Annotated in this window: 9 protein-coding genes; 5 read left to right on the plus strand and 4 right to left on the minus strand. The window is 59.1% G+C overall.

Translation table 11 applies throughout. The features are described 5' to 3' along the window. The first annotated feature begins 575 nt into the window (after positions 1-575). Positions 576-1,556 carry a VWA domain-containing protein gene (locus H1Y01_RS06325; RefSeq protein ID WP_180539589.1) on the plus strand — a complete coding sequence of 327 codons (981 nt, stop codon included), beginning with the start codon at positions 576-578 and terminating at the stop codon, positions 1,554-1,556. An 8-nt stretch (positions 1,557-1,564) separates the two neighbouring features. Here H1Y01_RS06325 and H1Y01_RS06330 read toward each other — a convergent pair whose 3' ends face one another. After that, a complete protein-coding gene (locus H1Y01_RS06330) occupies positions 1,565-2,191 on the minus strand; it encodes an outer membrane beta-barrel protein (RefSeq protein WP_180539590.1) in 627 nt (208 codons plus the stop codon). 398 nt (positions 2,192-2,589) lie between these two features. Between H1Y01_RS06330 and H1Y01_RS06335 the strand changes: the two genes are divergently transcribed. From H1Y01_RS06335 to gspE, 4 genes are read left to right on the plus strand one after another with little or no spacing between them, the layout of a single operon-like run. Continuing rightward, on the plus strand, positions 2,590-3,129 hold the full coding sequence (locus H1Y01_RS06335; protein WP_180539592.1) for an RNA polymerase sigma factor: 540 nt from the start codon (positions 2,590-2,592) through the stop codon (positions 3,127-3,129). Continuing rightward, entirely contained in the window at positions 3,126-3,737 is a 612-nt protein-coding gene (locus tag H1Y01_RS06340; RefSeq protein WP_180539594.1) for an anti-sigma factor family protein, read from the plus strand. The genes H1Y01_RS06335 and H1Y01_RS06340 overlap by 4 nt, the downstream gene beginning before the upstream one ends. Further along, positions 3,734-4,288, plus strand: a complete 555-nt coding sequence (locus tag H1Y01_RS06345; RefSeq protein ID WP_180539596.1) for a hypothetical protein — start codon at positions 3,734-3,736, stop codon at positions 4,286-4,288. The genes H1Y01_RS06340 and H1Y01_RS06345 overlap by 4 nt, the downstream gene beginning before the upstream one ends. Beyond that, positions 4,288-5,943 (plus strand): type II secretion system ATPase GspE, encoded by a 1,656-nt coding sequence (gspE, locus tag H1Y01_RS06350; RefSeq protein WP_180539598.1) that lies wholly within the window; start codon positions 4,288-4,290, stop codon positions 5,941-5,943. The genes H1Y01_RS06345 and gspE overlap by 1 nt, the downstream gene beginning before the upstream one ends. 105 nt (positions 5,944-6,048) lie before the next feature. Here gspE and H1Y01_RS06355 read toward each other — a convergent pair whose 3' ends face one another. From H1Y01_RS06355 to bamA, 3 genes are all read right to left on the minus strand, one after another. After that, entirely contained in the window at positions 6,049-6,687 is a 639-nt protein-coding gene (locus H1Y01_RS06355; protein ID WP_180539600.1) for a hypothetical protein, read from the minus strand. Between the two features lie 45 nt (positions 6,688-6,732). After that, a complete protein-coding gene (locus tag H1Y01_RS06360; RefSeq protein ID WP_180539602.1) occupies positions 6,733-7,371 on the minus strand; it encodes an OmpH family outer membrane protein in 639 nt (212 codons plus the stop codon). A gap of 74 nt (positions 7,372-7,445) precedes the next feature. Beyond that, positions 7,446-10,204, minus strand: a 2,759-nt coding sequence (bamA, locus tag H1Y01_RS06365; protein ID WP_180539603.1) for an outer membrane protein assembly factor BamA, incomplete at its 5' end; no start/stop codon positions are given.

A 10,204-nucleotide genomic window follows, 5' to 3' on the forward strand; every position in this document is an offset into this window, starting at 1 on the left:
TGCTCCTGGTCTCGTTGGTTGGCAGTTGGCCGAGACTATAGCATGCAATCAAGCGGTTACAGGGGAGAATAAGAGCGAACTTTCGGAACTAATCCAGGGTTTTCACCCGGAACGCGACCCCCTTCCAGCATTCCGCGACTCTTTTCCAGGCGTCGCCGGCAGAGCTCGCGAACCGGGACAACGTCCGGCCAGTAGGGGTCGTCTAACATAACGATCCCGCCCGATGCGATAAGTGCCCGACAGAAACCGAAGTCCGTGATCGGGTGTAAGCCCTCATGCGAGCCATCGATATAGATGAGGTTGTACTTACGATCGCGGCGGATCAACTCGACTCATCCGTCGCAAAGCCAAGTCGCGCGGACGCTTGTCGAAGTAAGGATCGATCGAAGTTAGCTTTCCCAGAGCGCCAGGGCTTCTTAGTACGGAACCAATGACGCCCATCGACACTCCCTGACAGGAACCGATTTCGAGATAGTCAACCGTGTGGTTCGATTCGCGGGCGGCGCGCTCCTCAAAATCGGGTCGCTCGGAACCGGGTTTCCCACCGATCCCATTTTTGATATACAATCTGCGGAATGCTCCGGTTGCCGCTGCACCTCACCTGTGCCGTCGTTTCCCTCTTTTCCGTGGTTTGCGCGACGGCGGTGTATGCGCAGTCCGCGGGCCCGTCGATTACGCCTCGTCCCGACCCGCGCCGGACCGGCACGCCTGAGCCGGTGCTGCACGCCGATTCGTCGCTCGTGCTGATTCCCGCGCACGTTACGCGCCCGAATGGCGTGCCCGTCACCGGGCTGCAGAAGGAAAACTTCCGGATCCTGGAGAACGATGTCGAACAGCGCATCACGCATTTCACGCAGGACGACGCACCGGTTTCGGTGGGCCTGCTGCTCGATGTGAGCGGCAGTATGCGTCCCAAGATGACGAAAGCTGTCGAAGCCGCGGTGGCTTTCTTTCGGACCTCCAACACGCAGGATGAGTTTTTCCTGATCGAGTTCAGCGACGGCGCGAAGTTATGTATTCCGTTTACGCGCGATGTGGACGCGGTCACGGCGCGCATTGGGCACACCCATCCGTTCGGCCAGACCGCACTTCTCGATGCCGTCCACCTGGGCCTTCGTTCGATGAAAAGCGCGCAGAATGACCGCAAAGCGCTGGTCATCCTCTCGGATGGCGGAGACAACCACAGCCGGCATTCGGCGACCGAGATCAGGAATGAGCTCTATGAGAGCGATGTGCAGGTATTTGCGATGGGAGTTTTCGATGGGGGGCTGGGCGAGGACGCTCCGGAGGAAGAAAGGAACGGCCCCCAGCTGCTCGACCAGCTGGCCGAGCAGTCCGGAGGCCGCCATTACCGGATTCGGAATGTAAGCGATCTACCCGCGATTAGCGCTAAGATCGGGAGCGAACTGCGCAATGAGTATCTGCTCGGTTATTACCCCGAACAGATGCAGCGCGATGGTAGATACCACGCTGTCACTCTACAATTGCAGGGGCTTGAATCGCCTATGGATCTAAGAACTTCCTACCGGCGCGGCTATCACGCCCCTGCAGAGTAAATCGATTCCTACCAGCGGAAGCCGAAGGTAACCGGAAGGTAATCCACATGTCCGCCGTTCAGGAACATACGGTTAAAGCGCGTCTCCGCGAAGAACTTACCGTGCCACTTACTCCCGAATGCAACACCCATGCCGGCATCGAAGCCCGGCTTGTTCACGGAGTAGTTGAGAGCGGAACTGGGTGTCAGAGGAGCAGGAGCCGCGCCAAAGAACGGATCGGTAATTGTGATCGCGGTCGAGTTATACGAAGTAAAGGTGCGCTCTTCGCGGTACAAGCCGCCGCCGCCGGTCACATAGAAATCCGCGTGATGGTAAGTGCCGACGTGAAGCACGGGATCGAGCCGGGCCGAGAAAATATTGATATTGCCGCCGTTCGCGCCGATGTTCGCCAGGCTAGTACTGTTGATACCCAGTGCATCGTACCCGACGTTAGCCATCAATGATAAATGGGAGTTGAAGTTCACCCCTGCGCCTGCCTTAAGACCCCAACCAACATCTGTATTGCCTCCGATCGTATCGAGAGGCGTTGTAAAGCCGCCACCGACATCGAACGAGAACCGGGAGACTTCCTGCGCATGTAACGTGGCCGAAGCGAGAACCAGGGTTCCCACACAAAGTAGTCCTAATTGTTTCAAATCATTTCTCCTTAGATTTGTTTCCTGAAGTGAATTGCTTCGCCGGAATCGCTGCACCCCCGCTACCAACGTATTCATTTACCAAAGCGGTCCGTTGTAAGTACGGATTTGCTGCAACCTACAAAGCCTTTTGTGCGTCTCGACTCTTCGTTCCGCCTCAGAATTTAATAGCTTCGAACTAACTGACGAGCTTATTAGTGAAAGGGTTGGATAATTCGTGTTAAAGCTGGCTACGGATTTCGGCATTTCGTTCTATGAAAAGGCGTAGCGCGGTCCGACGCGATCGACCGCCCGCGAGGGGGACCGATCGCAGGCCGGGGTGCATCGTCCTAGAATGAAATAAATCCCACGAATCGACTTTCGCGCGGGATTCTGCGTCTAGCAGCCAGGAGCAAAATTTGATTTTTCGGGCGGTTGAGGATGCCGACCTGATCGAACGCACGCGTAAAGGAGATGTCGAATCGTACAACCTCCTGATTTCCCGTTGGGAGAAGCGCGTGTATAACTATCTGCTGCGCATCCTGAACCATCGCGAAGACGCGCTCGATCTGACGCAGGACGTGTTTCTGAAGGCTTATCAGAATATCCGCAAACTCGATAACCCGTCGCGCTTCGGCCCGTGGATCTTCCGGATCGCGCATAACGAGGCGTACTCGCTGTTCCGGCGCCGTAAGCCCGAGGACGAGCTCACCGGTATTGAAACGCCGCACGAACCCGCGTACCCGGTTGAACTTTCCCTCGCGGCGGCCCACGCGCTCGAACGGCTGTCGCCGGATCAGCGGGAAGCCGTGGTACTCAAGATCTACCACGGACTCAAGTTCGAAGAGATGGCCGAGGTGCTGGATTGCCCGGTTTCGACGGTCAAATCGCGCCTCTATACTGCACTCGAACTACTTAAGATTCAATTAGCTCCAGTGAAAACGAAAGGTCTTGCATGAACTGCGCGCCCGCCGATCTCCGCGACTATTTCTTCGATGCGCTCGCCCCGCCCGAGCGCGCCGCCGTCCGCCAGCATCTCTCGACCTGCACCGGCTGCGCGGCCGAACTCGACGGGCTGCGTTTGACCACGCTCGCCTTACGGTCGGTGCCCGAGGAAGAACTACCGAGGCGCATTGGGTTCGTTTCCGACAAGGTGTTTGAGCCGTCGCGCTGGAATCGATTTTGGCAATCCTTTTGGATGTCCGGCGCGCGCGTCGGAGCTGCGGCGATGGCTCTGCTCGCCGTCGCCATTTTCGTGAATGCGTTTCGCACGCCCGCCCCAATCAACCAGACCGCGGTTCGGCCGGTTGCCGCGGCCGGTGCGGGCGCTCCCACGAATGCCGAGATCGACGCCCGCATTCAACACGCGGTCAGTCAGGCGGTGGCCCAGTCCGAGGCGCGGTTCAACGTGCGGCTTGACCGTTTGGCCGCTGAAAATGAGAAACAGAAGCGCACCATCGAACGCGCTGCCGAAGCCATGGATTTTATGGACCGCCGCTCACGCGTGATGACGGTGGCTTCCAATCGTGTTTTCGAACCTGAACCCGCTCCTACCGCGGCGCAATGAAGAGAGCGTTGATGGGCATCCCGGTGCTTGGTGTCGCCGCGCTCGCCCTCGCCATAACGGCGCTGGCTGACAGTCCGCGAATCAGCCGCTTTGCGATGGCGCGCCTTGAAGCGCAGATCGACGGCGCGTTCACGCTCGGACCGTCGTCATTTGACATCCTCGGCAATACGCGCGGCGTCTACCTGCCCGGTTACGGCGCTGTGTTTACGACAATGGTGAGCCCTCCGACGCCGATCCCGACACCGTTTCGCGAACTTAGCCTCAAAGATATTCTCGAAATCCATGATCGTAAACTCCGCATGGTTCCCGTATTGCGCGAGAAGATGCGCGACGCGATGTTCACAATGGCGGAAAGTCCGGCGCTCGATAGCGTGCAGCTGAACGAACAGATCGTCTGCGGCGCCACCATGTTTTACTTCAAGTGGGAAGACACGGCCGGACTTCCGTCGCAGATCGTCATGCAAGCCGAGAAGGGCAAACTGCTGGACGTGAAGTCCGGCCGCATCCCGAGATCGCAGCTCGATTCCGTCATCAAAACTCAGGAGCTCTAATGCCAATCGTCGGGGCAGCCCCGCGCCTGGGCGAAATCCTCATCGCCCGCAAGCTGATCGAGCAGGAAGATCTCGAGCGCGCCCTCGAGTTGCAGAGCGAGCGCAATGACCGCATCGGCAAGATCATGGTGGACATGGGGCTCATTGCGCAGCGCGATCTGCTGGCCATCATCAGCGAGCAGCTGGATATTCCGCTCTCGCAGATCGGCGAACCGCCCGCGCTGCCGGAAACGGAAGGCCTCGCCACCGACTTCATGCGCGAGTCCCGCTTTATTCCGGTCTCGTTCGACGGAGCGAGCTTGCGTATCGCCATGGCGGACCCGCTCGATTTCGAGACGGTCAACGCGGTCCGCTCCTTTACCGGTCTCAACGTGGTGCCGGAGCTTGCGGGCGAGCAGGAAGTGCTCGACGCCATCGATCGTTACTTCGGCGAATCGCATCGTCACGCGGGCGACGACGATTTCGGGGCGGGAGAGGGTAGCGAAGATCTCGAACAGTTGCGCGACATGGCGAGCGAGGCGCCGGTGATCCGGCTGGTCAATGCGACCATTGCGCAGGCCATCGAGAAGCGCGCCAGTGATATTCACATCGAGCCCTTCGAGAAGGAATTCCGCATTCGCTTTCGCGTGGACGGCGTTCTGTTTAATCAGGATTCGCCGCCGCGCGAGATGAAGGCAGCGATCATCTCGCGCTTGAAGCTGATGGCGCGCCTCAATATCGCGGAACGGCGGCTGCCGCAGGATGGACGCATCAAGATCAAGATCCTGGGGCGCGAAGTCGACCTGCGCGTGTCGACGCTGCCGACGCTCTACGGCGAGAGCGTGGTCATGCGTCTGCTCGATCGCTCGGCGGGCGATTTCTACGATCTGCGCAGCCTCGGCTTCGACGACCAGATGCTCAATCGCATGGAGCATTTCACGTCGATGCCGCACGGCATTTTTCTGGTTACCGGCCCGACGGGCAGCGGCAAATCGACCACGCTTTACTCGGCGCTGAAGCGCATCAATACGTCGGAGCGCAAGATCATTACGATCGAGGATCCGGTCGAGTATCAGATGGACGGCATCAACCAGATCCACGTGAATCCGCAGATCGGGCTGTCGTTCGCATCGGGGCTGCGGCACATTGTGCGTCAGGATCCCGACGTCATCATGGTCGGCGAAATCCGCGATCGTGAAACGGCCGACGTGGCGATCCGCGCCGCGCTCACCGGACACTTCGTGTTCTCGACGCTGCACACCAACGACGCGCCCAGTGCGATCACGCGGCTGACTGACATGGGCGTTGAGAATTACCTGATCACCAGTTCCGTGGTGGCGGTTCTGGCGCAGCGGCTGGTGCGTCAGATCTGCCGCGGCTGCATCGCGCCGTCGTCGCCGGAGTACACGCCCTTCGGCAACAAGGTCGAGACGTTTCGCGGCGTGGGATGCGCGACGTGTTCCGGTACCGGCTATCGCGGACGCGTGGGCATTTTCGAGTTGATGGAGTTGAACGAAGAAATCCGGCGCATGATCATGGCGAATGAAGATGCCGGCCGCTTAACCGCCGCTGCACGGAAGAATGGGATGCGCCAGCTGCGCGAGGACGGTTGGGACAAGATCGCGGCCGGAGTGACGACGCCGGAAGAGGTGCTGCGGGTTACGCAGGAGTTCTAGGTTAGGTTGCCGATCCAGGGAAACGCACGCCTCTCTCCGCCGCTGGTTGCAGGCGCGCCAGTCAATTGAATGAAGCCGGTGATGCGCTCGCGAGCGTTCTGCGAACTAGCGGCTGAAGTTGACCGGCATGCCGCGGTCCTGGTTCAGCTTCGTGGTGAAATCGACATCGATCAGGCTAAGGTCCGCCTGGTTGTGCGTGTTGGACGTCGTCACGTAGTTCAGGGTGTGGCCCTCGATCCAGTACGCCAGCGCGGTGTAGACCGAATGATCTTTGTAGGCGATCAGATAGGTGCGGGCATCCGGAGATCCCTGGCCGTCACCCATCGGTTGTGCCGACGGCTGCGAGTAAATTCGGACAGACGGATCGTCCTGGCCTTCGGGGGCGGGCCCACCAGGGGGAACACCGAAATACTGGTTGATGATGACCGGGGGCGCAGTGGCGACCGGAGGAACGGGCGCAGGCACTGCGTTGGGATCGACGTAGGCGCTCGGGTCGCTGTAGCCGTATCCATAACCGCCGTAACCGTATCCGCCGGCGAAGTACGGTACGGCCAGCACGCCGCCGTAGCCATGGCCACCGGTGCGGTAGCCGCCGCGGTATCCGCCGCCATAGCCGGATCGCGCTGTGCCGGTGGGGAAGCCGGTTCCGGGATGGGCCACACTGCCCCATCCGCTAAACGTACTGGTGAAACGCTGGCCGAAGCAGGAACTTGCAACGAGAAGAAAAAGGGCGATGCGGGGCATGGTCAGAACCTCCAGCGCTTTCAGCGTACCACCAATGGCCCGCTGTTATTTCGTGATGCCGGATGACGGCTTCGAGCTCGTTACGGAGGGAGGACGAATCGGGGCGGAGGTCAACGTTCCGGCCGCGGAGCTGGCATCGTAGGCGGCGATCACATCCCGCGTGATGTCGTTGCTCGGAGAAGCCCAGACGACCGGCGTGGTTTGCGCGCTCACATCGAGAACGATGGTGTAGCCCTTATCGGCGGCGTACTTCGCGATCAGGGCATACATCTTGCCGCCTAAGTCGTTCATGAGCTTCTGGTTCTCTTCCTGAAGGTCATTGTTGGCGTCGTCCGTGTCGCGATTGAGCGACTTGGTGTCGGCATCGATCTGGCGCGCGAGCTTCTGCTGGGCTTCCGGCGACAGGGTGTTCTGGCCTTTGCGCAACGCGTCCTGGTTCTTTTCGATTTCAGCTTTCTTGGCTTCCAGCTTGGTCTTCACGGGGTTGAACTTGACCTGAAGATCGGCTAGAGCTTTCTGCCCTTCCTTCGTCTGGAAGATAGCGGCCTGAATTTCGATCACCGCGACCTTTCCGCCGGATGGGGGCGGGGCAGCGGCCGGGGTCTGTGCCTGAAGGCAAAGACCGGCAGCCATTGCGAGCAGAGCCGCGCCCGTAAGTGGCCGGACCATTTGAATAGCTTTCACTTGTTACTCCTTGGATTGATAAAATTCATACTAACACCCCGCCGTTACCTTAGCTCGTGGTTACAGACGCTTCCCTAGAACGTGCGGCCGATGGTGAAGCGAAAGAGTCCTCTTCGTTCGAAGAACGGATAGGATTGCCCGTAAGTGGCGATATAGGTACCGTAAGTCGCTTCGTTGGGGAACAAAGACCGTTCGGCAACGATGGGCGGTTGAATGTACTCGCGCACATTGAGCGGATTGAACGCGTAGTAGACACGGAAAGGCGCGTTGACGATGGGCAGGATGACATCGATTTCGAGTCCGGAAGACATGCGCGGAGCCTCGGTACCCGGCGCGATCACCACCCGATTGCTGAAGTTGGCCTGAGGGAACTCGCCGTTCAACTGGGCCACGCGCGTGGCGTCGAGGGTCAACTGGCTGGGAACCGAAATCCGATTCCAACCGAAGTCGGTGAAGGGAACCAGCGAAACCGGCCCAAAAATCGGAATGCGGTATTCGGCATTGGCGACAATCTGCGTATCGCCGCCGGGCGTAATGATCTGGTAGTACGGAACCGTCATGGTCACCCCGGTCGCGGTGGGCACGCCGCTGACGATGGTGTTGATCGTTTTCTGAGTGCCGTCGGGGTTGAGCACGTTGATACTCACCGTGTTCGGGATGAATCCGACCGGAGTAATGCCGTAAAAGTCAAAGCCGCGGACATCCTGCTCACCGCCGATAAACGCGCGCGCCGTGGGCGGCGCTTCGTGACCGGCGCTGTAACCGGTGATGAACGAGGTCAGCAGGTGGAAAGCGAGCGTATGGTGCCGGTTCAGGAAGTGCGGGGCGGGATGGAAGTATTGGAAATCGGCGGTCGGCTTCACCGTATCCACATTGCCGCCGAGAACGCTTCCGGCGAACTCGGTCGCGAGATAGATACTCTTTCCGGCGGTGGGCGAAAGCGGATGATTCTTCGAGTTATAGAGATATCCGGGAACGATGCGGCTGGTCCGAATTCCTCGGAGCGCGCTCGGCCCGGATACCGTCGAGAACTGCAGGTATTCGAAGTAGTTGGTCGCTCCGGTAGTCCCGGGGACGATGGTTGAATCGTCGAAACCGTAAGTCAGCGAGATGCGGGCGAAACTGCGGCGGATGGGATAACTCAGCGACAGCGAGCCGCCTTTCGAATTCTGCGTGTAGTTCAGAAGGTTGTTGGAGCCGAGTTCCTGATAGAACGGAATCAGGTTCTCATTGGCTAACAGAGAAGCCTGGCGCGCCTGGTTGAAATCGTAGCGGCGAACGTAACCCTGGATGCCCAGTTGAAGCTGCGTATCGAATAGGTAGGGCTTGGTGAAGCCCAGAGTGACGCTTTCGGTAATGGTGCCGAGCTGGGCTTCGAGCGAAAGCGTTTCGCCCAGACCGAGGAAGTTGTTGGTGGAGTAATTCGCGCCGACGAAGGTTCCAGCGATACCGGAGACGCCGCCGTTCAAACCGATCGTGTTCTTGCCCTTCTCTTTGACCTTCAGCGTGATGTCGACTGTATTTTCGTTGGGGTTGCGCTTGATATCGTACGACTCGTTCTCCTTCAGCGTTTCGAAGTAGCCGAGCTGATTCAGGCGCAGGATGCTGGCGTCCCACAGGCGGCCGCTATAGATATCGCCTTCGTCCAGGAGTAACTGGCGGCGGATGACCTTGTCGCGGGTCGTTGTGTTGCCGACAAAGTCAATACGGCGAACGAAGAACTGCTTCCCTTCATCGACGTCGAAAGTGAGATTGATGGTGTCGGTGCCCTTGGGGCCGGGATCGATGGTAGGCTCCGCGACGAAATCGATATATCCGAAGTCCGCGTAGAGCTTCTTCATGTTCTCGAGGCCTTTACGCAATTTGGCCGTGGAGAAGACATCGCCGGGCGTCATCTGGAAAAGCTGTTTTGAGAGTACGTCCGGGGTGCGGAAAAGCTTGACGCCGACGTACTGAATTTTAGCGAGATGCTGTTGAGCGCCCTCTTCAATCTGCACGGTGAGATCGGCGCGCTTGCCCGGTTTGTTCTTGAAGAAGAACAGCGTCTTGCCGGACCCGCCCACGTCGCGCAGAACGACCTGGCCGTTGATGACTTTGGCGAACCAATAGCCTTTGTCGGTGTAGGCCTCGCGGATGCGTTCCTGATCTTCGGCGAATTTCGCGGCATCGTAGGTCTTGGCGAAAAGGTCTTCCAGGAAGATCGAATACGGAATGCCGTAGGGATGCAGATTCTTCATGGCGCGGATGATTTCGCGGTCGCTGAAGACGGCGTTCCCCTCCGGCTTGATTTTGCCGACGAGGACTTTGGGACCTTCGTCCACTTTAAAGATCAGTTCGAGCGAATTCGGCGGAATGCGATGCAGCACCGGGGTTACGGTAGCGAACTGACGGCCGCGCTCCGAGAGATACTCTTTCAGGACAACCGCGGCGCGCTGGACCTTGGCCGGATCGTATTGCGATTCGACGCTCAATCCGACTTTGCGCTCTTTGAAGCGATCCAGAATTTCCGAGGTGCTCACCGACTTCATGCCGTCATAGCTGATGGTGCGAATCACGGAGCGTTCAGTCAGGACGAAGCGCACGATGATTCCGCCATGTTCCCCGGGTTCGGTTTCGAGGCGAATGTCGTCGAAACGATTGGTGTTCCAGAGCGCGATGAAATCGCGATGCAGCGTCTCCTCGTTATATGGATCGCCCGGTTTGCTGAAGATGAGGGCGCGCAGCGTATCGGCGGGAACCCGGCGCGCGCCGCGAAATTCGATGCGCTCGATCACGCCGGACTGGTTGGGGATTTCGGGGTTCGGAGCGGGAGCGGCGGGTTGCTGGGTTTCGG

Source organism: Nevskia soli (assembly GCF_903970205.1).
Taxonomy (GTDB): Bacteria; Acidobacteriota; Terriglobia; order Bryobacterales; family Bryobacteraceae; genus Bog-113.

What these genes read in the sequence shown, in the direction of transcription:
- H1Y01_RS06325 (WP_180539589.1), top strand. Translation starts at nt 576, where the DNA reads ATGCTCCGGTTGCCGCTGCACCTCACCTGTGCCGTCGTTTCCCTCTTT.
- H1Y01_RS06340 (WP_180539594.1), top strand. Translation starts at nt 3,126, where the DNA reads ATGAACTGCGCGCCCGCCGATCTCCGCGACTATTTCTTCGATGCGCTC.
- H1Y01_RS06345 (WP_180539596.1), top strand. Translation starts at nt 3,734, where the DNA reads ATGAAGAGAGCGTTGATGGGCATCCCGGTGCTTGGTGTCGCCGCGCTC.
- gspE (WP_180539598.1), top strand. Translation starts at nt 4,288, where the DNA reads ATGCCAATCGTCGGGGCAGCCCCGCGCCTGGGCGAAATCCTCATCGCC.
- H1Y01_RS06355 (WP_180539600.1), bottom strand. Translation starts at nt 6,687, where the DNA reads ATGCCCCGCATCGCCCTTTTTCTTCTCGTTGCAAGTTCCTGCTTCGGC.